Source organism: Flavobacterium circumlabens, assembly GCF_004345565.1.
GTDB classification, from domain to species: Bacteria; Bacteroidota; Bacteroidia; order Flavobacteriales; family Flavobacteriaceae; genus Flavobacterium; species Flavobacterium circumlabens.
Map to the genome: position 1 here is coordinate 109,870 of NZ_SLWA01000005.1, position 26,107 is coordinate 135,976.

At 32.3% G+C, this 26,107-nt stretch carries 24 protein-coding genes; 22 read left to right on the forward strand and 2 right to left on the reverse strand.

The annotated features are described in order from the left end of the window. Positions 1-79 precede the first annotated feature (79 nt). The 3 genes from EV142_RS13285 to ctlX all read left to right on the forward strand — a co-directional run bounded on the left by EV142_RS13285 (position 80) and on the right by ctlX (position 3,354). Entirely contained in the window at positions 80-1,357 is a 1,278-nt protein-coding gene (locus EV142_RS13285) for a citrate synthase (protein ID WP_132036354.1), read from the forward strand. Positions 1,358-1,423: 66 nt separating this feature from the next. After that, positions 1,424-2,338: a dimethylarginine dimethylaminohydrolase family protein gene (locus tag EV142_RS13290; RefSeq protein ID WP_132036355.1), complete on the forward strand. Its 915-nt coding sequence runs from the start codon at positions 1,424-1,426 to the stop codon at positions 2,336-2,338. 80 nt (positions 2,339-2,418) lie between these two features. Continuing rightward, positions 2,419-3,354, forward strand: coding sequence for a citrulline utilization hydrolase CtlX (gene ctlX / locus EV142_RS13295; RefSeq protein WP_132036356.1), 936 nt, complete (start codon positions 2,419-2,421; stop codon positions 3,352-3,354). A 90-nt stretch (positions 3,355-3,444) separates the two neighbouring features. Here the strand turns inward: ctlX and EV142_RS13300 are convergent, their stop codons facing one another. Further along, positions 3,445-3,849 (reverse strand): helix-turn-helix domain-containing protein, encoded by a 405-nt coding sequence (locus EV142_RS13300; protein ID WP_132036357.1) that lies wholly within the window; start codon positions 3,847-3,849, stop codon positions 3,445-3,447. Positions 3,850-3,973: 124 nt separating this feature from the next. Then, complete coding sequence (locus tag EV142_RS13305) at positions 3,974-4,603, reverse strand: MarC family NAAT transporter (RefSeq protein WP_132036358.1); 630 nt, start codon at positions 4,601-4,603, stop codon at positions 3,974-3,976. Positions 4,604-4,756: 153 nt separating this feature from the next. Between EV142_RS13305 and EV142_RS13310 the strand changes: the two genes are divergently transcribed. From EV142_RS13310 to EV142_RS13400, 19 genes are all read left to right on the forward strand, one after another. Next, positions 4,757-5,122: a CoA-binding protein gene (locus tag EV142_RS13310; protein WP_132036359.1), complete on the forward strand. Its 366-nt coding sequence runs from the start codon at positions 4,757-4,759 to the stop codon at positions 5,120-5,122. 107 nt (positions 5,123-5,229) lie between these two features. Continuing rightward, positions 5,230-5,850: a recombination mediator RecR gene (recR, locus tag EV142_RS13315; protein ID WP_132036360.1), complete on the forward strand. Its 621-nt coding sequence runs from the start codon at positions 5,230-5,232 to the stop codon at positions 5,848-5,850. Between the two features lie 71 nt (positions 5,851-5,921). After that, a complete protein-coding gene (locus tag EV142_RS13320) occupies positions 5,922-6,713 on the forward strand; it encodes a polysaccharide biosynthesis/export family protein (RefSeq protein ID WP_132036361.1) in 792 nt (263 codons plus the stop codon). Between the two features lie 14 nt (positions 6,714-6,727). Then, a complete protein-coding gene (locus EV142_RS13325) occupies positions 6,728-9,172 on the forward strand; it encodes a polysaccharide biosynthesis tyrosine autokinase (RefSeq protein WP_132036362.1) in 2,445 nt (814 codons plus the stop codon). Between the two features lie 10 nt (positions 9,173-9,182). Next, on the forward strand, positions 9,183-10,166 hold the full coding sequence (locus tag EV142_RS13330) for an SDR family oxidoreductase (protein ID WP_132036363.1): 984 nt from the start codon (positions 9,183-9,185) through the stop codon (positions 10,164-10,166). A gap of 30 nt (positions 10,167-10,196) precedes the next feature. After that, entirely contained in the window at positions 10,197-11,588 is a 1,392-nt protein-coding gene (locus EV142_RS13335; protein WP_132036364.1) for a UDP-glucose 6-dehydrogenase, read from the forward strand. Positions 11,589-11,671: 83 nt separating this feature from the next. After that, entirely contained in the window at positions 11,672-12,136 is a 465-nt protein-coding gene (locus EV142_RS13340; protein WP_132036365.1) for a UpxY family transcription antiterminator, read from the forward strand. A 266-nt stretch (positions 12,137-12,402) separates the two neighbouring features. Continuing rightward, positions 12,403-13,716, forward strand: coding sequence for a nucleotide sugar dehydrogenase (locus EV142_RS13345; protein ID WP_162304648.1), 1,314 nt, complete (start codon positions 12,403-12,405; stop codon positions 13,714-13,716). A gap of 31 nt (positions 13,717-13,747) precedes the next feature. Continuing rightward, a complete protein-coding gene (locus EV142_RS13350; protein ID WP_132036366.1) occupies positions 13,748-14,755 on the forward strand; it encodes a mannose-1-phosphate guanylyltransferase in 1,008 nt (335 codons plus the stop codon). 12 nt (positions 14,756-14,767) lie between these two features. Continuing rightward, complete coding sequence (gene rfbB / locus EV142_RS13355; RefSeq protein WP_132036367.1) at positions 14,768-15,814, forward strand: dTDP-glucose 4,6-dehydratase; 1,047 nt, start codon at positions 14,768-14,770, stop codon at positions 15,812-15,814. 26 nt (positions 15,815-15,840) lie between these two features. Next, complete coding sequence (locus EV142_RS13360) at positions 15,841-18,240, forward strand: SLBB domain-containing protein (RefSeq protein WP_132036368.1); 2,400 nt, start codon at positions 15,841-15,843, stop codon at positions 18,238-18,240. 2 nt (positions 18,241-18,242) lie between these two features. Continuing rightward, positions 18,243-19,310 carry a Wzz/FepE/Etk N-terminal domain-containing protein gene (locus EV142_RS13365; protein ID WP_132036369.1) on the forward strand — a complete coding sequence of 356 codons (1,068 nt, stop codon included), beginning with the start codon at positions 18,243-18,245 and terminating at the stop codon, positions 19,308-19,310. A 31-nt stretch (positions 19,311-19,341) separates the two neighbouring features. Beyond that, positions 19,342-20,352, forward strand: a complete 1,011-nt coding sequence (gene pseB, locus EV142_RS13370) for a UDP-N-acetylglucosamine 4,6-dehydratase (inverting) (RefSeq protein ID WP_132036370.1) — start codon at positions 19,342-19,344, stop codon at positions 20,350-20,352. 3 nt (positions 20,353-20,355) lie between these two features. Beyond that, on the forward strand, positions 20,356-21,246 hold the full coding sequence (locus EV142_RS13375; RefSeq protein ID WP_132036371.1) for an SDR family oxidoreductase: 891 nt from the start codon (positions 20,356-20,358) through the stop codon (positions 21,244-21,246). After that, positions 21,239-22,309, forward strand: a complete 1,071-nt coding sequence (locus tag EV142_RS13380; RefSeq protein WP_132036372.1) for an N-acetylneuraminate synthase family protein — start codon at positions 21,239-21,241, stop codon at positions 22,307-22,309. The genes EV142_RS13375 and EV142_RS13380 overlap by 8 nt, the downstream gene beginning before the upstream one ends. A 4-nt stretch (positions 22,310-22,313) precedes the next feature. Then, a complete protein-coding gene (locus EV142_RS13385; protein ID WP_132036373.1) occupies positions 22,314-22,838 on the forward strand; it encodes a GNAT family N-acetyltransferase in 525 nt (174 codons plus the stop codon). Between the two features lie 2 nt (positions 22,839-22,840). Continuing rightward, positions 22,841-23,545 carry a pseudaminic acid cytidylyltransferase gene (gene pseF, locus EV142_RS13390; RefSeq protein WP_132036374.1) on the forward strand — a complete coding sequence of 235 codons (705 nt, stop codon included), beginning with the start codon at positions 22,841-22,843 and terminating at the stop codon, positions 23,543-23,545. A 172-nt stretch (positions 23,546-23,717) separates the two neighbouring features. Further along, positions 23,718-25,157: an MBOAT family O-acyltransferase gene (locus EV142_RS13395; RefSeq protein WP_132036375.1), complete on the forward strand. Its 1,440-nt coding sequence runs from the start codon at positions 23,718-23,720 to the stop codon at positions 25,155-25,157. Position 25,158: 1 nt separating this feature from the next. Continuing rightward, positions 25,159-26,100, forward strand: a complete 942-nt coding sequence (locus EV142_RS13400; RefSeq protein ID WP_132036376.1) for a hypothetical protein — start codon at positions 25,159-25,161, stop codon at positions 26,098-26,100. Positions 26,101-26,107 lie beyond the last annotated feature (7 nt).

The following is a 26,107-nucleotide window of genomic DNA, read 5'->3' on the forward strand; positions in this document are numbered from 1 at the left end:
GCAGGATTCTTTTTTTAATTAGTCTTAAATTCCTTAGATTTGATAAATTATTATTTTAAAGATTTATTTCCGATATATTATGTCAAAAATAGCTACATTAGAAGTAGATGGTCAAAAAATTGAACTTCCGGTAATCACTGGGAGCGAAAATGAATCAGCTATCGATATTAACAAATTACGTGATTTAACAGGTATTATTACAATTGATCCTGGATACAAAAATTCTGGTTCTTGTAAAAGTGAAATCACTTTCTTAGACGGAGAATTAGGAATTTTGCGTTACAGAGGATACTCCATTGAAGATTTAGCTGAAAAGGCTAGTTTTCTGGAAGTATCTTATCTTTTAATTTTTGGAGAACTTCCAACATCCCAGGAATTGGAGCAGTTCGAAAATGGTATCAAAAAACATACTTTGGTCAACGAAGAAATGAAAAATATCATTGACGGTTTTCCAAAAACAGCACATCCAATGGGTGTTTTATCTGCCTTGACAAGTGCTTTAACAGCATTTAATCCAAAAGCGGTAAACGTTGAGAATGAAAAAGAAATGTACGAAGCCATTTGTAAAACAATGGGTAAATTTCTTGTAATTGCTACCTGGACCTATAGAAAATCTATGGGATATCCATTAAATTACTACGATAACACAACAGGTTATGTTGATAATTTTATGCAATTAATGTTTAAATTGCCTACAGGGCCTTACTCGGCAAATCCTGTTATCGTTGATGCTTTAGATAAATTATTTATTCTTCATGCAGATCACGAGCAAAACTGTTCTACTTCAACAGTAAGAATGGTTGGTTCTTCTCATGCTGGTTTATTTGCTTCTATCTCTGCTGGTGTTTCAGCTCTTTGGGGACCACTTCACGGAGGTGCAAATCAGGCGGTTCTTGAAATGCTGGAAGAAATTAATAAAGATGGTGGCGATACCGATAAATTTTTAGCGAAAGCAAAAGATAAAAACGATCCTTTCCGTTTAATGGGATTTGGTCACAGAGTTTATAAAAACTTCGATCCAAGAGCTAAAATCATCAAAAAAGCAGCTAAAGAAGTGTTAGAGACTTTAGGAGTTGATGATCCTATTTTAGAAATTGCTAAAAAATTAGAATCAGCTGCTCTTGAAGATGATTATTTCAAATCAAGAAATTTATATCCAAATGTAGATTTCTATTCCGGAATTATTTACAGAGCATTAGGAATTCCAACTGATATGTTTACCGTAATGTTTGCTATTGGCAGATTACCGGGATGGATCGCACAATGGAAAGAAATGCGTGAAAATAAAGAACCAATCGGACGACCTAGACAAATTTATACAGGACACCCATTAAGAGACTTTAAGTCTAACAAATAAAATAACTTTAAAAGCTTCACTTAACTGTGAAGCTTTTTTTATATTTGCCCAAAATATAATAAAGTTATGTTGCAATTAAATGTAAAGAACGAAACGTCAAGATTACGTGCAGTAGTTTTGGGTTCTGCTGTTCATAATGGGCCGACTCCATCTATTGATGAAGCTTATGATCCTAAATCATTGGAACATATTAAGGCAGGAACTTATCCTATTGAAAAAGATATGGTTGCTGAAATGGATGCTTTTAATGCTGTTTTTCAAAAGTATGATGTAAAAGTCTATCGTCCTGAGATGATAGAAAATTATAACCAAATTTTCGCCAGGGATATTGGTTTTGTTATTGACGATACTTTTGTGAAATCTAATATTTTACCGGACAGAGAAAGAGAATTAGATGCAATTCAATATGTAATTGATCAGATGGATGCCACAAAAGTGGTTCGCCCTCCGGAAGAAGTTCATATTGAAGGAGGCGATGTAATGCTTTGGAATGATCATATTTTTATCGGAACTTATAAAGGAAGTGATTACAAAGATTATATTACTGCCCGAACCAATATGCAAGGCGTAAACTATATTAAAGAATTATTTCCGAATAAAATTGTCAAAGAATTTGATCTGGTTAAATCTAAACTTGAGGCAAGGGATAATGCGCTGCATTTAGATTGTTGTTTTCAGCCAGTGGGAAAAGACAAAGGAATTATCTATAAACGTGGATTTCGTGAGGAAGCTGATTATTTGTATTTAGTCAACCTTTTTGGAAAAGAAAATCTATTTCATATCGAAAGAAATGAAATGTACCATATGTTTTCGAATGTATTTTCAATAGATACGAATGTGGTGGTTTCAGAGAAAAATTTTACCAGACTCAACAATTGGCTACGTGCCAATGGGTTTACGGTTGAAGAAATTCCGTATGCTGAAATTGCGAAACAGGAAGGATTGTTGAGATGTTCGACTTTACCATTAATTAGAGATTAGAAAATAAGTTTCAAGTTTCAGGTTTCAAGTTTCACGTTCTTTACGAAACTTGAAACCTGAAACAAAAAAATATAAAGAAAATGAAACAAACTACAAATGCCATCGTAATGATCCGGCCAGTTGCTTTCAGAATGAACGAGCAAACGGCTGTAAATAATTATTACCAAAAAGTATTAGACGGACTTTTGCCAAGTACTGTAAATGCAAAAGCACAACAGGAATTTGATGATTTCGTTGAAAAATTGAGAGCGGTAGGGGTTGATGTTACAGTGATTGACGATACTTTAGAAACGGATACGCCAGATAGTATTTTTCCAAACAACTGGGTTTCATTTCATGAAAATGGCGATGTGGCTTTATATCCTATGTTTGCCGAAAATCGTCGTCAGGAACGTCGTGAAGATATTTTAGACACTCTTGAAGATAAAGGTTTTGTAATTTCAAATATAATAGATTACACGTCGGCTGAAGAAGACGGGTTTTTTCTGGAAGGAACAGGAAGTTTACTTTTAGACAGAGCTAATGCAAAAGCATATTGTGCTTTGTCACCTCGTGCCGATGAGGAATTATTTATCGAATTCTGCGAAGATTTTGATTATGCACCGGTTATTTTTGAAGCTTTTCAAACCGTTGATGGTGAACGCAAACTAATTTATCATACAAATGTTATGATGTGTTTAGGGGAAACTTTTGCTGTTATCTGTGCAGATTGTATTGATGATAAAAAAGAACGCAAAATGGTTTTAGATAACCTGAAAGCCGATAAAAAAGAGATTATCCTGATTACAGAAGCTCAGGTGAATAATTTTGCCGGGAATATGCTGGAAGTTAAAGGTACAAATGATAAGAAGTATATTGTAATGAGTGCTTCGGCTCACCAAAGCTTAACTCCAAAACAAATTGCGCAACTAGAAGGTCATGCTGAAATTTTAAGTTCAAGCTTAGATACTATCGAAGCTTGTGGCGGAGGAAGTGCAAGATGTATGATGGCGGAAGTATTTTTGCCAAGAAGTTAAAAGTTAAAAGCGAAATAATAAAATTTGATATTAAAAAGGCTCAACTATTTAGTTGAGCCTTTGTTTTTTTATAAATTATGATGTCTAATGTTACTTATTGATTAGTTTTTCAAGCCTTGCCATCATTTCATCTTTTTCTTTCAGCATACGCTCGTATAACTCAATTTTTTCTTCATGCAGCTTGATTAGTTTCTCAATTGGATTATTATTGAAAGTTGGATTGTAATTTATCAAGCCCTGAGTATCGTGAAAAGTATTAGAAATAATATTTATAGCCTGCTCTTCATCAAAATTCTGAAAAGCTTCCACAGGAATTTTTAAGGCATGTGAAATTTGATCCAGGATATCATCTTCAATTACATCTTTTTGCTCCAGCATAGAGATTTTCTTTTGATTCCAGTCATTTCCCAGATCAAAAGCTAATGACTCCTGTTTGATACCAAGCATTTCTCTGAAACGTTTTACGTTTCTTCCCTGATGTATTTTCTGTTCCATAATAAATATAAATTTTCTGAAGGCTCAAAGATAAAGCCATTGGATTAAAAATTCTGAGATTTAAAGATAAAAAAATATCCTATAAAACATCGATTTTGTCAGAATATTACAGTAAAAAATAAATTTACATCAAATTTCCTTTTACAATATTAATGATTGAACTAACGATATATTGAATTCCGATTGATATAACAATAAAACCAACAATTCTGGAAATGGCCACAATTCCTGATGCTCCCAGTATTCGGGCTAAGTAATGTGCGCTTTTTAGAATAGCAAAAATTGCTACAGCAATAGCAAGAATTGCTAAAGTTGAAATAATAATTTCTTCCATTCCGTGATGTTCCTGGTAAAAAGCAATCAACAAAGAAATTGAACCGGGGCCGGCTAACATTGGAATTGCTAATGGAGTCAAGGCAATGTCGTTTCGTTGTTGAGCTTCATTTTCAATTTTTTTATTGATCCCTCGTTTTTTGTTGAATTTTCCGGAAAGCAAGGAGAATCCCGAGCTTACAATTACAATTCCGCCCGCAATTCGAAGTGCATCAATACTGATTCCAAAAAAAGTCAATACATACTGACCGATAAAATAAGAAACAATCAAAATGATAAAAACGTTTATCGCAGTCCATAATGAAATTCTCGAGCGCTCTTTCTGAGAATCATGCTGTGTCAGTCCAACAAAAATAGGAACTGTGCCGATTGGGTTTAATACGGAGAAAAGAGCAGCAAATAAGTAAATGAATAAATCCATATTGTTTGGGTTAGTGGAGTAAAAATAGTCAATTTTTAATATTTCACGGCATATTCATGTTTGGAGATTGTTTTTTTATTGCTACTATTTCTGTGAAAATAACGTAAAATAAGCTCATTCTTTTTGATTACTTTTGTAGCATATTTTAAAATGATGAAAAACAAAAAAACTCTAGTTCTGGGTGCTAGCACAAAACCAGATCGCTACGCTTATAAAGCTATAAATGCATTGGTCCAAAAAGGACATACTGTTTTGGCAATTGGCCAAAATACCGGTGAAGTTGCCGGGGTAAAAATTTATACGAAAGCTATTCCAGTGAAAAATATTGATACTGTAACTTTATATTTAAATCCTTCCCGTCAACGTGATTACTATAATTATATCATAGAAGCACAGCCAAAAAGGGTAGTCTTTAATCCCGGAACTGAGAATCCTGAATTATATCAATTGCTGGAACTAAATAATATCAAGGCAGAGGTTGCGTGTACATTAGTTTTATTGGCTACAAATCAATATTAATTTTCAGAACTTTTTTCGGTATCTTTTTTGCATATTAGCGATGCTAAATGAGTTTCAGTGTTAGTAAGCCAAAATAAAAGAACCATAAAAATAGTACTTTTGAAGGTATGGAATTTTCATCAAAATTAATAGAAAAAGCAGTCAATGAAATGTCGCAATTACCCGGAATTGGTAAGAGAACGGCTTTGCGATTGGTTTTGCATTTATTAAAACAACCGAAAGAACAAACAGGTTTTTTGTCTCAGGCATTGCTAAACATGCGTGAGGATATAAAGTTTTGTAAAAGTTGTCATAATATTTCAGATACAGAAGTCTGTGAAATCTGTGCTAATTCAGCAAGGAATCATCAGTTGATTTGTGTGGTTGAAGACATTCGGGATGTAATGGCAATTGAGAATACAGGCCAATACAAAGGTATTTATCATGTTTTGGGCGGAAAAATTTCTCCTATCGAAGGCGTCGGTCCAAGTCAGTTAAATATTTCAAGTCTGGTGGAAAAAGTAAAATCCGGAATTGTAAAGGAGATTATTTTTGCATTAAGCTCAACAATGGAAGGTGATACGACAAATTTCTATATCTACAAACAAATTGCGGAGTCAGATATTGTAATTTCAACAATTGCAAGAGGTATTTCAGTTGGGGATGAGTTAGAATATGCGGACGAAGTTACACTTGGACGAAGTATTTTGCATCGTATTCCGTTTGAAAAAACGTTCAAAAACAATTAAATAAGATCAATTAAAAAGTAGATTTCCTGAAGATTAAAGGAAAACCTATATTTGCCGATAAAATATTTACAATGACAAAAAACAGCTTTTATATATTACTATTGATTAGTGTATTATTTACATCTTGTATTCCTGTAAAAGACTTGGTGTATTTACAAGATAAAAATACTTCCGGAGAGCAAAATACTATCGCTGCTGTCGAGTCTAAGCCTTACAGATTACAAACTAATGATGTTATAACCGTTGATATAAAGGCGATTGACCCTAAGCTGGTTGCTATTTTTAGTAAGTCTACAACAGGAGGGGCAACGGAGAAATCAGAGTCAGCTTTGTATTTTGAAGGTTTTACCGTTGATGATCATGGAAATATCAGAATGCCGATTTTAGGAGAAATAAATGTTATTGGCTATACCCTTGAAGAGGTGAGATTGATCATTGAAAAAAAATTGCTGGAAGAATATTTTAAAAGTGAGGCTAATATTTTTGTTACAGTAAAATTAGCAGGCTTCAGATATACTATAAATGGTGAGGTTGGAAGTATGGGTACAAAAACATTATTTCAGTCGCATGTAAATATTATGGAGGCTATTGCAAATGCGGGTGATATTACAACCGTAGGCGACAGAAAAGCGGTAACCGTAATTCGTCAGACACCGACCGGAGTTCAGATGCATGATATTGACCTTACAGATGTGAATGTAATGAAATCTCCCTATTATTATTTACAGCCTAACGATTACATCTACGTAAAACCATTAAAACAAAAAACATGGGGTACAGGACAGACTGGTATACAGTCCATCAGTACTGTTATCACTTTGCTGTCGCTGGCAACAACAGTTTATTTGCTCCTTAAAAATTAAAAACAGATTCAAAGATGTTAGATATAAAAGATTTTTCGATGTTTGAAAATCATTCGAATTTTGATTTTAAAGGGCTTTTATTAAAGATTCTCAGTTATTGGAAATGGTTTCTTATTAGTTTAATCATTGCATTTGCAATTGCATATCAGGTAAATATTCGAAAAGAAAAGATTTACGGAATGCAGACAATGATTTCTATTAAGGAAGAAAGCAATCCGTTTTTTACGTCAAATACAAGTTTGGTTTTTAACTGGGGAGGAATTTCTGATCAGGTAAACGGGATTTCGACCATATTAAAGTCCAGATCACATAATGAGCTTGTTGTTGATAAATTACAGTTCTATATTGATTATCTTACTCAGGGAAAATATAATTTGGTTGATTCGTACGGAGAAGTACCTTTTTATTTAAATATTGATAAATCCAGCGGGCAGCTTGCCAATACTTTAATCAGTATTAAATTTTTAAGTGAAAATGTATATGAAATCAGGATTCCCTTTGAGAATAATTCTGTTTCCTTAATAACATATTCGAAAAACTCTTATTCCAATACGTCGGTTCAGCCAGTAGAATTTGTAAAAAGATATAAAGTCGGAGAGCAGGTCACACTGCCTTTTCTAAATTGGAAATTGCAAATCAATGACAATCCCGGATTTTATAAAGGGAATGAGTATTTTGTTCGATTTAATGATTTTGATAATACGGTTTCGAATTACAGAGCAATTAATGTAGACGATGATGACAAGGGAGGCTCTTTGCTGACGTTATCATTGCAGGGTACAAACAAAGCAAGGATGGTTGATTATTTGAATTCGACAGTAAAAATGTTGATCAAAATTCAGCTTGACGGGAAAAATCAATTTGCAAACAATACAATACGATTTATTGATAGTACTCTTGTTGCAATGGAATCTCAGTTAAAAGAAAATGGGAATGAATTAAAGTCTTTCCGAAAAGATAAAAATATCTACGAGATTGAAGATGGCGGAGCTAAATTTTCTGATAAAATAATGGATTTTGATGTACAGAAAGATCTGATTTCGAGAAAAATTGCTTACTATAATTCATTAAAAACGTATTTGAATAACAGTGTAGATTATTCCCGATTACCCGCCCCGTCAGTTGCAGGAATTGAAGATCCGAATATTGTTGTGAATGTTTCAAAACTGATTGCGCTTTCTACACAAAGGTCAGAAATGGCCTATGCAGTAAAAAGTGATAAGATTTTTAAGGATTTCGACAATCAAATGCATGCCGTGAAGGATGTTTTGCTTGAAAATATCATTAGTGCAAAATCATCATTATTGTATGATTTGTCGATGATAAACGCAAAAATTGGTCAGGCAGAAACTACCGTTAAAAGACTTCCGGAAGAACAACAGGAATTGTTGAAGATTAAAAGGAAATATGATTTAAATGATAATATTTACACTGAATTTCTTCAAAAACGAAATGAAGCAGAAATTGTAAAGGCTTCTAATTTGTCGGATATCCATTTTATTGATCCCGCAAAAGATATAGGCGGAAATTTAATTGGCCCTAAAACTTCTGCAAACTATGTCCTGGCTTTGTTTCTGGGGATGTTAATTCCTTTATTGTTTGTGTTTGTGATTTTCTTCGTTAATAATTCAATTCAAAATATAGAAGATATAAGTAAATTAACGCAGATTCCTATTATTGGAGTAATTGGTGTTAATAAAGACAATATAAACCTGGCAGTATTTGACAAGCCTAAATCTGCACTTTCAGAATCCTTCAGGACCATTCGTTCTTCGTTACAGTTTCTTTATAAAAAACAGCGGGTAAGCGGAGCAAAAACATTAATGATTACTTCTTCGATAAGCGGTGAAGGAAAGACATTTTGTTCCATAAATATTGCAACTGTTTTTGCTTTAAGCGAAAAGAAAACAGTGATAATAGGTTTAGATTTGAGAAAACCAAGATTGGCTGACGAATTTGGTCTGACAAATAATGTGGGCGTAGTGAATTACCTTATTAAGCAAAAAAGTCTGGAGGAAATAACAAATTCAACCAATATTGCAAATCTTGATGTTATTCTTTCCGGTCCGATTCCGCCAAATCCATCTGAGCTTATTTTAAGTGAAGCGATGAAAGAATTGATAGACGAATTAAAACAAAAATACGATTATATTATTCTGGATACTCCTCCGGTTGGGTTAGTGTCAGACGCTTTAGAGCTGGCTCAGTATGCAGATGTAACCTTGTATATTGTGAGACAAAACTATACTAAAAAGGATATGATCACCTTGTTGAATAACCGAATAAAAAGAGGAGAACTTAACAATGCGAGTATCGTTTTAAACGGATACGAGAATAAGGCTAAATACGGCTCCGGATACGGATATGGTTATGGCGCTTATTCTAACGGATATCATGAAGAAGAAGAAGAAGAAAAGAGTTTTATAAAATCTATTTTCAATAAATGGAATAAAAAATAATTTGAAATACATGGGAATAGCAGCTCAATATACAATTTTAATTACGGGAGGTGCCGGCTTTATTGGTTCCAACTTATGCGAGCATTTTCTAAAAGCGGGTCATAAAGTTGTTTGTCTGGATAATTTTGCGACAGGGCACCGCCATAATCTGGAAGATTGTATTGAGAACCCGAATTTTAAATTAATTGAAGGTGATATTCGTAATATCACCGATTGTCTTTTAGCAGTGAAGGGAGTCGATTTTGTGCTGCATCAGGCTGCTTTAGGTTCTGTTCCGAGATCTATAAATGATCCGATAACGACAAACGATGTTAATGTATCCGGTTTTTTAAATATGTTAACCGCCTCCCGCGATGCTAAAGTGAAAAGATTTATATACGCCGCAAGCTCTTCGACATACGGAGATTCTGAAGGATTGCCAAAAGTAGAAGAAGTTATTGGTAAGCCACTGTCACCATACGCCATAACTAAATATGTAAACGAATTATACGCTGAAATTTTCAGTAAAACATATGGGCTGGAAACGATAGGATTGCGTTATTTTAATGTTTTTGGAAGAAAACAAGATCCTAATGGAGCCTACGCAGCAGTTATTCCTAAGTTTGTTATGCAATTTATGAATTATGAAAGCCCGGTCATTAACGGTGATGGAAATTACTCCCGTGATTTTACCTATATCGATAATGTGATTCAAATGAATGAACTGGCTATGATAAGCCAAAATAAGGAGGCAGTAAATACCGTTTATAATACGGCATTCGGAGATCGTAATACTTTAAATGATCTGGTAGGATATTTGAAAAAATATTTAGCGGAATTTGACCCGAAAATTGCTGATGTAGAAGTTGTTTATGGCGCAAACAGAGCGGGAGACATTCCGCATTCACTGGCAAGTATTGACAAAGCCAAAAATAAGCTGGGATACAATCCAAAATATTCTTTACAGGAAGGATTAAAGGAAGCGGTAAGCTGGTACTGGAATAATTTGAAATAGAAATCAAAGATTAAGATAATAAATAACTAAATGGAAGTAACCAAAATTTGTTGCATTGGTGCAGGTTATGTCGGAGGACCGACAATGGCAGTAATTGCTCAAAAATGTCCACATATTCAAGTGACTGTTGTTGATTTGAACGAACAAAGAATTAAAGACTGGAATGATCCGGATACCAATAATATTCCGATCTATGAGCCGGGACTTTCAGAAATTGTTGCAGAAGCGAGAGGCAGAAATCTTTTTTTTTCGACTGAAGTCGAAAAAGCAATTGATGAAGCTCAGGTCATTTTTATATCAGTAAACACTCCAACTAAAACCTACGGAAAAGGAAAAGGTATGGCAGCTGATTTAAAATATATTGAATTGTGCGCGAGACAAATTGCAAAAGTTGCAAAAGAAAATAAAATTGTAGTTGAAAAGTCAACATTACCAGTTCGTACGGCAGAGGCAATCAAAAGTATTCTGGATAATACCGGAAACGGAGTCCAGTTTCAAATATTATCTAATCCTGAATTTCTGGCGGAAGGAACGGCTGTTACGGATTTATTAAATCCGGACAGGATCTTAATCGGTGGAGATACAACTCCCGAAGGAGAAGCTGCAATTAATGCCTTAGTTGATGTCTACGCTAACTGGGTCAGCAAAGATAAAATTCTGACTACAAATGTTTGGTCTTCAGAATTGTCTAAACTTACAGCAAATGCATTTTTGGCGCAACGTATTTCATCTATAAATGCAATGTCAGAACTATGTGAAAAAACGGGTGCTGATGTAAGTGAAGTGGCTAGAGCAATTGGTATGGATAGCCGAATAGGGTCAAAATTTTTAAAAGCGTCTGTTGGTTTTGGAGGTTCCTGCTTTCAAAAAGACATTTTGAATTTAGTTTATATAGCAAAATCATATGGCTTAAATGAAGTGGCAGATTATTGGGAACAGGTTATTATTATGAATGATCATCAGAAACGAAGATTTTCAAATAAGATTGTTCAAACCTTATACAATACTGTCGCCGATAAGAAAATTACATTTTTAGGATGGGCATTCAAGAAAGACACAAATGATACCCGTGAGTCAGCAGCAATTTATGTAGCGGATGATTTGATTAATGAACAGGCTAAAATCTCGGTTTATGATCCGAAAGTTTCAAGAAATAAAATGCTGGCGGACTTAAATTATTTAGAAAGCAGATCAGTTGAGGAAAATAATAATGCAATTCTTGCGTTTGATAATCCTTATGATGCTTGTAAAGGCTCACATGCCATTTCAATTCTTACCGAATGGGATGAGTTTGTCGCTTATGACTGGCAAAAAATTTATGATTCAATGCATAAGCCGGCATTTCTTTTTGATGGCAGAAATATTTTAAATGCTAAAGAACTGGAGTCAATTGGCTTTGTTTACAAAGGGATAGGTTCTTAATTGAAAATTAAGATTGATATAAGATTTGATGCGAAATGAGATAAAGAAAAGAGTGAAAATTTTATTTCAATATAAAAAAAATTATGAATTGGTATGTAGTGTATACTAAGCCCAAATGGGAGAAAAAAGTTTCGGAAAGGCTAAATCAAATAGGTGTTGAATGCTATTGTCCTCTGATAAGTCAGATTAAACAATGGTCGGACAGAAAGAAAAAAATTGAGGTACCGCTTTTTAATTCCTATGTTTTTGTTCAGTTGCCGGACGCTGATAGGAACACAGTTTTTCAGGTTGCCGGGGCAGTGCGATATTTGTTTTGGTTAGGAAAACCCGCAATTGTGAAAGATGAGGAAATTAATATCATAAAAAATAGTCTCACGGATTTAAATGTTAGTGAAATATCAGTCACTCCATTTCAGGTAGGAGACCGAATAAAATTAGAATCAGGGGTTTTTAGTAATCAGGATGCAATTGTTCAGGAGGTATCAAAAACGCATTATATCCTGGTTTTAGAATCTTTAGGATGTGTTTTGAAAATAAAATATAAATAATTTATTTTTTTACTTGTTATAGATTTATACAATAGAAGATGAAATGCTTTTTTAGCTTTTTATCTTCTGTTTTTTTTAAATGCAAACTTAAGGTCTGATTCATAAAGGTTTGCTTTGTTTTTTAGCCTTTTAATTTTTAGTCAGTTAAGTTCTACTGTAAACGGTATTGAATAAGTTGACTTAATGTGTTATATTTGCCTAAAAGGGATTTTGAGTTATCTGTGTCAGCTTTAATGTGACTCAGAGTGGCGAAGCCGTGAATTGTAATGAAAAAAGTGGATAAAAACGACTACAAAATAGACAAAAACATAAAAATAGCTATTATTGGTTTAGGTTATGTTGGTTTGCCATTGGCCAGATTATTTGCTACCAAATATTCGGTTATAGGTTTCGATATAAACGAATCAAGAATTGCATCTTTAAAATCCGGAACAGACACAACATTAGAAGTTGATGATGTTACTTTGCAGAAAGTATTAGTAAATAATTCGAGTCAGAATACCGGATTATATTGTACCAGTTCTTTAGATGATCTGGCAGCTTGTAATTACTTTATAATAACAGTTCCAACACCAGTAGATAAAAATAATCGTCCGGATTTAACGCCTTTGTATAAATCCAGTGAATCAGTTGGTAAAATATTGAAAAAAGGGGATATTGTGATTTACGAATCAACAGTATATCCGGGTGTTACAGAAGAGCAATGTGTTCCTGTTTTAGAAAAAGTTTCAGGATTAAAGTTTAATGAAGATTTTTTTGCAGGATATTCCCCGGAAAGAATAAATCCCGGAGATAAGGAACATACGGTCGAGAAAATTCTAAAAGTTACATCAGGATCCACATTAGAAATTGGTTTGAAAGTAGATGCTTTATATAAATCAGTTATTACCGCAGGTACGCATCTGGCTCCTTCCATAAAAGTAGCAGAAGCCGCTAAAGTGATAGAAAATTCTCAACGGGATATTAATATTGCTTTTGTTAATGAATTAGCCAAAATATTCAACTTAATGGGGATTGATACTCAGGAAGTATTAACTGCGGCAGCTACAAAATGGAATTTTTTGCCCTTTAAGCCAGGCTTGGTTGGCGGACATTGTATTGGTGTAGACCCTTATTATCTGGCTCAGAGGGCGCAGGAGTTTGGTTATCATCCTGAAATAATTTTAGCAGGTCGACGTTTAAATGATAGTATGGGAGAATATGTTGCTTCGCAAATAGTAAAGCTCATGATCAAAAAAGGAATTTCTGTTAATGGTGCAAATCTTTTAATGCTTGGAATTACTTTTAAAGAAAACTGTCCTGATGTTCGAAATACAAAAATTGTAGATGTTGTAAAGGCATTAAAAGAGTACGGAATTATAGTAACCATATTTGATCCAATTGCTAATGCAAATGATGTAAAAAAAGAATATAATTTAATAACAATTAACAATATTCCGGATGATAAATTTGATGCGATTGTTCTGGGAGTAGCACATGCAGAATTTTTAGAATTAAATTTCTCAGAACTTCAAAAAGAAGATAGTTTAATATATGATGTAAAAGGAGTTTTAGGAGCTATAGCTGATAATAGATTATAGTAACTAAAGGTCTTTTTTTATTTTAAGAAAAATGAAAACAAAAAATTCAATTATACATGTCATTTTAACTGGTGGAGTTGGTAGTAGATTATGGCCTCTTTCCCGTAAAAGTCAACCTAAACAATATTTAGAGATATTTGAGAATAAATCATTATTTGAAATGACAGTGGAACGCAACAGTCATTTAGCGGATAAAGTAATGGTCGTTGGAAATGTAGACAATCATCATTTAAGTGGTAAAGTGATGGATAAAACCGGAACAGGCTACTTAAACATTGTGGAGGCAACTCCAAGAAATACAGCTGCTGCTATTGCCTTTGCTGCATTTGCATCAGATCCTGATGATATATTAATTATTACTCCGTCAGATCATATCATTGATAAGATGGAAGATTATAATAAAGCTATTAATGAAGCCATTCTAAAAGCGGAAGACGGCTATATAGTAACATTCGGAATTATTCCAACTAAGCCCGAAACAGGTTACGGATATATTGAATCAAAAGGAGATAAAGTACTGTCATTTCGAGAAAAACCAAATCAAACTACAGCAAAAGAATTTATTGCGAGAGGTAATTTTTTATGGAATAGCGGAATGTTCTGTTTTAAGGCAGGAGTTCTTTTGGATGAATTAAAGCAATTTCAGCCAGAGGTTTATGAAAAATCTAAGGCAGTTTGGGAAGCAAATGAAAAAGGGCTTCTTAATTTAGATTTGTCGATGGAAATTCCGTCAATTAGTATTGATTATGCCGTGATGGAGCGCAGTAAAAAAATTAAAGTGGTACCGGCTTCATTCTCCTGGTCAGATTTAGGTTCTTTTGAATCTGTTTATGACTATTTGCTTTCAAAAAATCATCCTGTTGATAAAAATGGAAATATGGTCATTGGTTCTGGAAAACATACTACTTTTCTGGGATTAAAAAATATTATTTTTGTATATACCGATACAGCAAATCTAATTTTGCAAAAAGAAAACTCACAAGATGTAAAAGACATATACAGTGAGTTGGAAAAAATAAATTCAGATTTATTAAATTAATTAAAATTTAAAATGAAAAAAATACTTATAACAGGTGGTGCCGGTTTTATTGGATCGCATGTAGTTAGACGTTTCGTAAATAGATATCCAGATTATCAAATTTTTAATTTAGATGCTTTGACTTATGCAGGGAATCTGGAAAATATAAAAGATATTGAAAACCACCCAAATTATCATTTTGTTAAAGGAGATATCGTGGATGAAGCATTTATCAACGAATTATTCCTAAATTATAATTTTGATGGAATATTACACTTAGCAGCAGAATCCCATGTAGATCGTTCTATCGAAGATCCCTTGGCTTTTGTGAAAACAAATGTTATTGGTACTATGAATTTGTTAAATGCTGCAAAAAATCAATGGAAGGATGATTTTACAAATAAAAGATTTTATCATATAAGTACAGATGAAGTTTACGGTTCTCTGGGAGCTGAAGGCCTTTTTACTGAAACTACAGCATATGACCCTAATTCACCTTATTCTGCATCAAAAGCAAGTTCAGATCACTTTGTGAGAGCTTATGGAGAAACATATGGCTTACCTTATGTTTTAACTAACTGCTCTAATAATTATGGCTCGTATCACTTTCCTGAAAAATTAATTCCTCTTTTCATAAACAATATTATAAATAATAAGCCATTACCCGTTTATGGAGATGGAAATTATACGCGCGACTGGCTTTTTGTAGAAGATCATGCTATTGCAATAGATTTGGTTTTTCATAATGGGAATAACCATGAAACTTATAATATTGGAGGATTCAATGAGTGGAAAAATATAGATTTGGTTAAATTACTATGCCAGATCATGGATCAAAAATTAGGAAGAGCTGAAGGTACTTCTCAAGAACTAATAACTTACGTAAAAGACAGGCCAGGTCATGATTTGAGATACGCAATTGATGCATCTAAGATTAACAAAGAACTAGGATGGAAACCTTCGGTGACTTTTGAAGAAGGGTTAGAAAAAACAATAAATTGGTATCTTGAAAATGAAGAATGGCTACAGAATGTAACTTCAGGCTCTTATAAAGATTATTATAAAAAACAATACTCATAGATTTATTTGTATCAAATATATTTAATATGAAAAAAATAATATACGTTCTTACTCTGTTTATTCTTTTACTTACTTCCTTACATGTTAATGCTCAAGATATCCTTAGGTCTAAAGATTTAAGTACAGTAAATGTAGATTATTTGACAGATAGCGATATAGCTAAAATTGATGCACAATTAAAAAGCAATAATACTACGATCGAACAAGTTGAATCAATGGCACTTTCCAAGGGAATGAGTCAGACAGAATACGATAAACTGAAGTCAAGGCTTAATGAATATGCAGGTAAATTTACTAATAGGCCAAAAATTCAGGAGAACTCAAATGAATCTGATCGAAAACAAGTCAAAATTATTAATGAAAAAGTCAAAGATTCAGCTAACTCATTAATTTTTGGTTCAGAGCTTTTTGATAATCCTACTCTTAATTTTGAACCAGATTTAAAATTAGCAACTCCAATGAATTATATGTTGGGGCCTGGAGATGAATTACAAGTAAGCGTATATGGCGTTCAGGAATATAATGCAAGCATCCCAGTAAGTGTTGAAGGGAAAATATCAATTCAAAATGTTGGACAAATAGCCGTTTCAGGAATGTCAATTGAAGCTGCGACCCAAAAAATAAAAGCAGCAATTGCTAAAGTATATAGTACGGTTAGATCTGGACAATCTCAGGTAAGTATTAGTTTAAGTCAAATACGAACTATTAAAATAACAGTAGTTGGAGGTAAACAACCTGGTAATTATTCAATCTCATCCTTAGCTACAGTATACAATGCTTTACATTTAGCTGGTGGTCCGGGAAAAAATGGGAGTTATAGAAATATCGAATTAATTAGAAATAATAAAGTTTTTAAAAATATAGATATTTATAGGTTTTTAGTTAAAGGAGACCAATCTGATAATGTTAGCTTAAAGGATAATGATGTGATTAGAATTCCAGCATATAGCCAAAGAGTAACAGTTGAAGGAGAAGTAAAGCGCCCTGGTATTTTTGAGATGAAAAAAGGAGAAACGTTTTCTGATCTATTAAATTTTGCTTCAGGATTTAATGAATTTGCATACACTGCTTCTGTAAATGTTGTGCAAAAAACAGGTAAAGAATTTAAAGTTCATGATATAAACGAAAGTGAGTTTAGTACTTATAATCCACAATCAGGAGATGTTTTTAAAGTGACGAAAATTTTAAGCCGATTTGAAAATCGTATCAAAATAGAGGGGGCTGTTTTTAGACCTGATTATTACTCTTACATGGAAGGTATGAGAGTTTCAGATCTTATTACAAGAGCTGAAGGACTTAAGGAAGATGCTTACAGCAAAAGGGCAAGAATTATTCGTTTAAAATCTGATTTAACTACAGAAATAGTAAATATAGATTTAAGTGCTGCCTTATCCGGTGATACAAATGCGGACATTGAATTAAAAAGAGAAGATATAGTAACAGTTTATTCTATTCTGGATTTCAGAGAAGAGTATAAAGTCACTATCGACGGAGAAGTAAAAAAGCCTGGTACATATGATTATTTTGATAACTTAACTTTAAATGATTTAATTGCACAAGTTGGAGGTTTAACTGGTTCTGCTTCTAAAAGAGTTGAAATTGCAAGAATGGTAAAATCGGATGTAATAGATGATTCTGATCCAAAACGAATTGAATTAGTAGAACTTGAAATTACTGCAGACAATAATGAACAAACCAAGAATTTTATTCTAAAGCCTTTTGATGTCATAAATATTCGAAGAATTGCTGTTTATGAAAAACCACAAATGGTTTTAATTTCCGGCGCTGTAGCTTATCCTGGAAAATATGTTTTAGCAAACAAAAAGGAAAAAGTATATGATATAGTTATGAGAGCTGGAGGGTTAACTTCTATTTCTAATATTGAAGGAATGAAAATCAAGAGGCCTATTAAACAAGAAGAAATTGATAAACTAGAAAGTATAAATTTAAATCTGTCTAAAAATGATTCTTTAAAAGAACAATTGGAAGACTTAAAGTTTTCAACTATTCCAATTAATTGGGAAAAAATACAAAAAGATAAAAATCATTATTCTAATGTTACTTTATTTCCAGGTGACGAAATTCAGGTAGCAGTTTATAATGAAGGAGTAAAAGTAACAGGTAATGTCTTATTAACATCTGAAATTCCTTACAGAAATGGAAAAGGATTTAGATATTATATTAATGCAGTAGGTGGAGTAAACAATAAAGGCTGGAAAAGAAAAGCTTATATAATATATCCTAATGGAAAAGCTGATGTAACGAAATCATTTTTATTTTTTAGATCATATCCTACTGTAGAGCCAGACTCTCAAATAGTTGTTCCGGAAAAACCTGAAACTAAGAAAATGAGTACCGGGGAGTGGGTAAGTATTGGAAGTGTTCTAACAAGTTTAGCATTATTAATTGTTACTGCTTTTAAATAATTATGGATATTAAACCAATAAGCAACGATGAAATATCGTTAAAAGAGTTAATCGAAAAAGCTAAGGACTGGTATAGTTTTTTATGGTCGCAGTGGAAAAAGATATTTTTGGCCGGACTAATTGGTGCTGTTATAGGATTAACATATTCTTTCACTAAAAAACCTATTTATACCGCTAATTTATCGTTTGCACTTGAAGACGAAAAAGGAGTCGGCGGAATCGGAAGTGCATTAGGACTTGCCAGCACACTTGGATTAGATTTAGGGGGTAGTGGGGGAGGAATTTTCACCGGGTCAAATTTGACAGAATTGTTTAAATCCAGATCGATGGTTGAAAAAACATTATTGTCTCCGGTAAATGTGGACGGCAAAGTTATTTCTTTAGCAGAAATGTATATTCAGAACAATAAATGGAGAGATAACTGGAGAGAAAATTCTAAACTAACTTCAATTCAATTTTTACCAAATAGCGATAGAAAAAACTTTTCCAGAATACAGGACAGTATAATCGGTGCTATGTACAGTAATCTGTCTAAATCTAGTTTATCTGTTGGACAAAAAGACAAAAAAGTTTCTATAATTAATATTGATGTTTCTTCAACTAATGAATTGTTTGCCAAGTATTTTTGTGAGGCATTGGCAAAAGAGGTTTCTGATTTTTATATTAAAACCAAAAGTAAAAAAGCACGTTTAAATATGGCAATTTTACAAAAGCAAACAGATTCAATTCGGGGTGAATTAAATGGCGCTATTACAGGTGTAGCTGCTGCTAACGATAATACTTTTAATTTGAATCCGGCACTTAATGTACGGCGCGCCCCTTCCATGAGAAGGCAAGTTGATGTACAGGCAAATACAGCAATATTAACAGAACTTGTTAAGCAAACTGAATTGGCAAAAGTAACTTTACGAAGAGATACACCTTTAATTCAGGTTATTGATCGTCCAATTTTGCCTTTGTCAAAAGAACGATTTGGAAAGATGAAGGGAATAATTCTAGGGGGATTTCTAGGAGGATTTTTGATTTTAATTTATCTCATTATTAAACGGATATTTAAGCAGTTACTTTAAATATATTTATAAATACTTATAACAATTACATATGTTAAATAATAAAACGATACTTATAACCGGAGGAACTGGTTCTTTGGGTAAGGCCTTGACAAAGCATATTTTTAAAACTTATCCATCAGTTAAAAAAGTGATTATCTTTTCAAGAGACGAGCAAAAACAGTTTCAGATGGCACAAGAATATCCTACAGATAAATATCCGCAAATACGTTTTTTACTAGGTGATGTTAGAGATGAGCAAAGATTGATTAGAGCTTTTCAGGGAGTAGACTATGTTATTCATGCAGCGGCTATGAAACATGTTCATTTAGCAGAATATAATCCTGATGAATGTATTAAAACAAATATTGGTGGTGCTCAAAATGTAATTCATGCAGCAATGCAGACTAATGTACAAAATGTAGTTGCATTGTCAACAGATAAAGCTTGCGCTCCTATTAATCTTTATGGCGCAACTAAGCTAACATCAGATAAGTTATTTGTTGCAGCTAATAATATAAAAGGTTTTAATCCTATAAAATTTTCAGTAGTAAGATATGGAAATGTTATGGGATCTAATGGTTCTGTAATTCCTTTTTTTATTAATAAAAAGAAAGAAGGGAAGTTACCAATTACAGATTTAGCAATGACACGCTTTAATATCTCTCTTCAGGGAGGGGTAGATATGGTCATGCATGCTATGGAACACGCATGGGGTGGAGAAATCTTCATACCTAAAATACCGTCTTATAAAATTACTGATGTTGCAGAAGCAATCGCACCAGATTGCCCAATTGAAGTAGTTGGAATTAGACCAGGTGAAAAAATACATGAAGAAATGATTACAGCATCAGATTCTTTTTACACGTATGATCTTGGGAAATATTATACAATACTACCTTCCGTTCCAAAATTTAAAATAGAAGAGTTCTTAAATCATTTTAAAGCAGTAAAAGTTGAGGAAGGATTTAATTATAATTCAGGCTCAAACGAAGATTGGGAAACTGTTAATTCTTTAAGGGGGTTAATAAAAGAGCATGTTGATGCAAATTTTGAAATTTAAAAAATGAATAAAAATGTTCTAATTACAGGTGTTAGTGGTATGCTTGGCAAATCTGTATGTAGAAGTTTTCTAAAATCTGAAAAATATCATGTATACGGTATTTCAAGAAAAGTTGATTATTCAGTTTCTGGAGTAACCATGTTTTATGGTGATTTGTCTTCAGCAGATTTTGTGAACTCAATTGATCACATTTTTTTTGATGCTATTATTCATTGTTCGGCTGAAGTAAATGTAAATTTATGCGAAAAAGATAGAGATTTAGCTTATAAATCAAATGTTGAGGCTACTATGAATGTCTTCTCAATATTGAAAGCAAAAAAGTATATATATATATCTACTGACTCTGTTTTTGATGGTGATAATGGTGATTATCTTGAAAATTCAAAAGTAAATCCTCTAAATTATTATGCCGAAACAAAGTTTTTAGGTGAGAATGCTGTTAAAGAATGTACTCCAAGTTATTATATTTTAAGGACAAATATTTATGGATTTAACAAACCAATAAAAAATTCACTTTTTGAATGGGGATATTCTGAGCTAAACAAGGGAATTGAACTAAATGGATTTGCTAATATGTTTTTTAATCCATTATATGTTGGGCAATTAGCGGAGTTAATCGAACAAATAGTTGAAAAAGATATAGAGTTTGGAGTTTATAATACTTCGTGTGATGATAAAATATCAAAATATGATTTTCTGCAAAAAATAGCACGAGAATTTGGTTTTTCTTCAGATTTAATAAAACCAGTTATTTTTAAGCAAACTGATCTTATTGCAAAAAGAGCATTAAATACAACCTTAAACAATTCTAAAATTCATAAAGCAATTAAAACTTTTGATTTCTCAATAAATAAAGGTTTTTCTATGTTAAAAAAAGATTTAAAAAATGAGTAAAAAAATTAAATTTGGAAATAGAGTTATTGGTAATGGTGAACCGCTATATTTCATTGCTGATATAGGCGCTAATCATGATGGTAGTCTGGAAAAAGCATATAGATTAATAGAATTGGCAAAAGAGGCAGGCGCTGATGCTGCAAAATTTCAAAATTTTCAGGCTTCTAAGATTGTCAGCAAAGTGGGTTTTGAAAACTTAGGCTCTCAGTTGTCGCATCAGGCTTCATGGAAAAAAAGTGTTTATGAAGTATATGAAGATGCAAGTTTATCTTGGGATTGGACGCCATTATTAAAAGCGAAATGTGACGAAGTTGGAATTGATTTTTTTACAAGCGCGTATGATTTTGAATCAGTTGATGAGGTTGATCCATATGTTGATTTATATAAAATAGGATCAGGTGATATTACATGGGTTGAAATTTTAGAATATATAGCAAAAAAAAATAAACCTGTTTTACTTGCAACAGGTGCATCAGAAATGACAGATGTAGTTAGAGCAATGAATGCAATTGAAGCAATTACTGATGACGTAGTCTTGATGCAATGTAATACAAATTACACTGTGGATAAAGATAAATTTAAGTATGTCAATTTAAACGTTCTTAAAAATTTTGCACTTAGATTTCCTAATGTAATTCTGGGATTATCCGATCACACTTTTGGGCATGCAACAGTTTTAGGAGCTGTAGCATTGGGTGCTGTAGTTATCGAAAAACATTTTACTGATAATAATGAAAATGAGGGACCGGATCATAAATTTGCAATGAATCCAAAGTCCTGGAGAGAAATGGTCGAAAACGCTAATGAGGTCTATTATGCATTAGGTGACGGTATAAAAAGGATTGAAGAAAATGAAAAAAAATCTTTAGTTGTTCAAAGGAGATCTTTACGTTCTACTGCCAATTATGAAATTGGTCATGTAATTACCGAAGGAGATTTAGAGGCTCTCAGACCTATAACAGAAGATGGTTTTGCACCTTATCAGTTGAAAGATCTTTTAGGAAAGAAATTGACTCGTTCAATTGGAGAAGGAGAACACATTACAAAAAATCATATTCAATAAAAATATGTTAAAAGGAAAAATAACTGGCTTACGCGCCCTTGAAAAAGAGGATTTAGTTTTTCTACGTGATTGGCGAAATAATCCTGATTTTAGGAAAAACTTTAGAGAACATAAGGAGCTTAATTTACAAAATCAAGAAAACTGGTTTAATAGAACCTACAGTAATCCAAATGATTTTATGTTTGTTATTGTAGATTTAAAAAATAATGAACCAATAGGGGCATGTGGCCTTTTGTATACAAACTGGATCAACAGATCTAGTGACTTTTCATTTTATATTGGTTATAACAATCTTTATATAGATGAAGTGTATGCTTTTGATGCTGCAAATACTCTTATAAAATATGGCTTTGAGGATTTAAATTTAAATAAAATATGGATGGAGCTTTATGAATATGATTTAAAAAAAATTGACTTTTTCAAAGACCGATTTAATTTTAAAGTTGATGGTAAATTGAGACAAAATGCTTTTGCTGAAGGTAAGTATTGGGACTCATTTATTATATCATTGTTAAAGTCTGAGTTTTAAGAATGGAAAAAAAAATTGCTATAATACCCGCAAGGGGTGGAAGTAAAAGAATACCGAGAAAAAATATTAAAGATTTTTTTGGTAAACCCATAATTGCTTATTCGATTGAAGTTGCTTTACAAAGTGGCTTATTTGATGAGGTAATGGTTTCAACAGATGATGAAGAAATAGCTGATATTGCAGTTAATTATGGTGCGAAAGTACCCTTTTTACGTTCTTCAGAAAATTCTGACGATCTTGCAGCCACAGCGGATGTTTTACTGGAAGTTATTGATAAATATAAAAAGGAGTTTAATATTGATATTAAAACAGCATGTTGCATATATCCAACATCTCCTTTGACTCAGATAAGTCAATTAATAGAAGGGAATCGTTTATTGGAGGTAAATAATTACGATTCAGTATTTCCGGTTGTTGCATTTAGCTTTCCAGTTTGGAGAGGAATAGATTTAGATAGTCAAAATCTGGTAACAATGCAGTGGCCTGAATTTTATAATTCCCGGTCACAGGATTTAAAGACTCTGTATCATGATGCAGGACAATGGTATTGGTTTAATAGTGATTCTTTAAAGGAGAGTAAAAAGCTTTACATGAATAAAAGTTATGGTTATGTTTTGGACGATACCGAAGTTCAGGACATTGACAATATGGTTGATTTTAAGCTGGCAGAGTTAAAATATCAATTATTGAAAGACATACTGTCTTAGATTTTCCTCCAATATAAGATGAAAATCATATTGTGGGTTAAAGATTAAAATAAATGTTTCTTTTAATGAAGTTCCAATTTCAAGTATAATAATGAGGTTATTTGAAGTTTTTGAGTGAATAATCAAAAAGAACGAAATGAGATGAATTTTATAAATTAAATAAATATTTTGAATGCTTTTTAATTCGATTAGTTTTGCTGTTTTTTTGCCAATTATTTTTATTTTATATTGGTTTGTAACTAATAAGTCTTTAAAATTTCAAAATTTCTTATTACTGGGAGCAAGTTATTATTTTTATGCTTGTTGGGATTGGAGGTTTTTATTTCTATTAGTTTTCTCAACACTCTTAGATTTCTATTCAGCTATAGCAATGTCAAATGCAAAAAATGATCGAATTAAGAAGTTTTGGTTTTGGTTAAGCATTTCCATAAATCTGGGTTTTTTAGGGATTTTTAAGTATTATAATTTTTTTGCTGAATCATTTTCCAGTGCAATCTCTAATTTTGGATTCCATATAAATACATGGACTTTAAATATTATTTTACCTGTAGGTATTTCATTTTATACATTCCACGGCTTATCTTATGTAATTGACTGTTATCAGAATAAAATAAAAGAAGAAAGAAATTTTATCGATTATTCTCTATTTGTCAGTTTCTTTCCTTTATTAGTAGCTGGCCCAATTGAAAGGGCAACACACCTTCTTCCTCAAATAAAAAATCAAAGAATATTCAATTATGAAAATGCTATTTCTGGTTTAAGGCAAATTCTTTGGGGTTTATTTAAAAAAGTTGTAATTGCAGATCAATGTGCCCAATATGCAAATATGGTATTTAATAATTCTGAAAATTATTCTGGAAGTACTTTATTGATAGGGGCTGTTTTTTTTGCTTTACAAATTTATGGTGATTTTTCAGGATATTCTGATATAGCACTTGGTGTAGCAAGATTATTTGGTTTTGAGCTTTTGAAAAATTTTGCGTTTCCATATTTTTCAAGAGATATAGCTGAGTTTTGGAGAAGATGGCATATTTCACTATCAACATGGTTTAGAGATTACTTATATATCCCACTTGGTGGAGGAAGAGGTGGCACCTGGATAAGAATCCGAAATACGTTTGCAATTTTTTTAGTCAGTGGTTTTTGGCATGGCGCTAATTGGACTTTTATTGTCTGGGGTGGATTAAATGCTTTACTAATGATGCCTTCTATTGTCAACCATACTAACAGGGCTAACCTAGAAATAGTGGCAAAAGGTAGTTTGTTGCCTACATTTAAAGAGTTATTCCAAATGTGCTCTACATTTCTTTTAGTAGTTTTTGTTTGGATATTTTTCAGAGCAGAAAGTCTTATTCATGCATTTCAATATATTGGCGGAATTTTTTCAAATACGATATTTTCTTTGCCTGCGATACAGATACCAAAAAGACTTATTTTTATAATTTTTATTTTTATTTTTATTGAATGGCTAGGGAGAGAAAATGAATTTGCTCTGCAAAAAATTAATTTAAGAACTCCAAAACTGTTAAAGTGGGGATTATATTACGTTTTAATTTTTTTGATACTTTATTATGCAGGTTCTGATGAACAATTTATTTACTTCCAATTTTAATATGAAAAAATTTTTACGGACGATTTTTATTTTTGTTATTTTTAGTTGTTTTATAAGTGCATTATTTGGCTTTATTATAGTTATAAAGTATAAAATTACAGCTAAAGACATTCCTGCATTACATTTTTCAGAAAGCTACTCATTTAATGAAAAAATGATGTTCTTGTTAAACAAGAATAAAAATATCAATACTTTGGCAATTGGCTCATCAATGACGTTATACAATTTGAACTCTGAAGTAGTAAAAAAAGAATTGAAATCAGATAGTTTCCTAAATACTGCTTCGTGGGGCATGTCTATAAAAGACGATTACTATTTTTTAAAGGCATTACATAAATATTTTAAAATAAAACAGTTATTGCTATCGGCTAACATAGGGGATTATTCACATGATGTCGATGAAAAAAAAATAAAATATGATTATGTGGAAAATTTCCTGATCGATAAAAAATCTTTTAGCTTAGAAAACTTTAGTATTAAATACTATCTTGATAATTTTGAATTTGCAAGGAAAGTAAGAAGTTGTAAGGGGTGTGATGAAAGTTTACAATTTGATCAGTCGGGCGGCGTAACTCATAAGAAGAAAGGTTTTTTGATCAATAATGAAAGATGGAAAAGTAATGGGCTGTCTGGAGAAATTAATGAAATTCAGTATAATTATTTGGATAGTATCGAAAATTTTTCAAAAAAAAATAAAATTAAACTTATAATTTTTGAATCTCCTTTTCGAGAAGGTATTTATACTAAATTAAGTACGGCTAACAAGAAAAAGTTTCAAATTCATTTGCAAAAGGTTAGAGATATTTGTAAAAAAAATAATTCATTATATGTGGATGCTAATAATCGACTATGGCCTGATTCACTTTATGTAGATGCAAAACATTTTAATGAAGATGGAGCAAAATTATATACTAAATACTGTTTTGATATCATTAAAAAATAACTCATAA

Bases quoted from the DNA above. Each gene is read 5' to 3' on its own strand.
- EV142_RS13285 (WP_132036354.1), top strand. From the start codon at position 80: ATGTCAAAAATAGCTACATTAGAAGTAGATGGTCAAAAAATTGAACTT.
- EV142_RS13290 (WP_132036355.1), top strand. From the start codon at position 1,424: ATGTTGCAATTAAATGTAAAGAACGAAACGTCAAGATTACGTGCAGTA.
- ctlX (WP_132036356.1), top strand. From the start codon at position 2,419: ATGAAACAAACTACAAATGCCATCGTAATGATCCGGCCAGTTGCTTTC.
- EV142_RS13300 (WP_132036357.1), bottom strand. From the start codon at position 3,849: ATGGAACAGAAAATACATCAGGGAAGAAACGTAAAACGTTTCAGAGAA.
- EV142_RS13305 (WP_132036358.1), bottom strand. From the start codon at position 4,603: ATGGATTTATTCATTTACTTATTTGCTGCTCTTTTCTCCGTATTAAAC.
- EV142_RS13310 (WP_132036359.1), top strand. From the start codon at position 4,757: ATGAAAAACAAAAAAACTCTAGTTCTGGGTGCTAGCACAAAACCAGAT.
- recR (WP_132036360.1), top strand. From the start codon at position 5,230: ATGGAATTTTCATCAAAATTAATAGAAAAAGCAGTCAATGAAATGTCG.
- EV142_RS13320 (WP_132036361.1), top strand. From the start codon at position 5,922: ATGACAAAAAACAGCTTTTATATATTACTATTGATTAGTGTATTATTT.
- EV142_RS13325 (WP_132036362.1), top strand. From the start codon at position 6,728: ATGTTAGATATAAAAGATTTTTCGATGTTTGAAAATCATTCGAATTTT.
- EV142_RS13330 (WP_132036363.1), top strand. From the start codon at position 9,183: ATGGGAATAGCAGCTCAATATACAATTTTAATTACGGGAGGTGCCGGC.
- EV142_RS13335 (WP_132036364.1), top strand. From the start codon at position 10,197: ATGGAAGTAACCAAAATTTGTTGCATTGGTGCAGGTTATGTCGGAGGA.
- EV142_RS13340 (WP_132036365.1), top strand. From the start codon at position 11,672: ATGAATTGGTATGTAGTGTATACTAAGCCCAAATGGGAGAAAAAAGTT.
- EV142_RS13345 (WP_162304648.1), top strand. From the start codon at position 12,403: ATGAAAAAAGTGGATAAAAACGACTACAAAATAGACAAAAACATAAAA.
- EV142_RS13350 (WP_132036366.1), top strand. From the start codon at position 13,748: ATGAAAACAAAAAATTCAATTATACATGTCATTTTAACTGGTGGAGTT.
- rfbB (WP_132036367.1), top strand. From the start codon at position 14,768: ATGAAAAAAATACTTATAACAGGTGGTGCCGGTTTTATTGGATCGCAT.
- EV142_RS13360 (WP_132036368.1), top strand. From the start codon at position 15,841: ATGAAAAAAATAATATACGTTCTTACTCTGTTTATTCTTTTACTTACT.
- EV142_RS13365 (WP_132036369.1), top strand. From the start codon at position 18,243: ATGGATATTAAACCAATAAGCAACGATGAAATATCGTTAAAAGAGTTA.
- pseB (WP_132036370.1), top strand. From the start codon at position 19,342: ATGTTAAATAATAAAACGATACTTATAACCGGAGGAACTGGTTCTTTG.
- EV142_RS13375 (WP_132036371.1), top strand. From the start codon at position 20,356: ATGAATAAAAATGTTCTAATTACAGGTGTTAGTGGTATGCTTGGCAAA.
- EV142_RS13380 (WP_132036372.1), top strand. From the start codon at position 21,239: ATGAGTAAAAAAATTAAATTTGGAAATAGAGTTATTGGTAATGGTGAA.
- EV142_RS13385 (WP_132036373.1), top strand. From the start codon at position 22,314: ATGTTAAAAGGAAAAATAACTGGCTTACGCGCCCTTGAAAAAGAGGAT.
- pseF (WP_132036374.1), top strand. From the start codon at position 22,841: ATGGAAAAAAAAATTGCTATAATACCCGCAAGGGGTGGAAGTAAAAGA.
- EV142_RS13395 (WP_132036375.1), top strand. From the start codon at position 23,718: ATGCTTTTTAATTCGATTAGTTTTGCTGTTTTTTTGCCAATTATTTTT.
- EV142_RS13400 (WP_132036376.1), top strand. From the start codon at position 25,159: ATGAAAAAATTTTTACGGACGATTTTTATTTTTGTTATTTTTAGTTGT.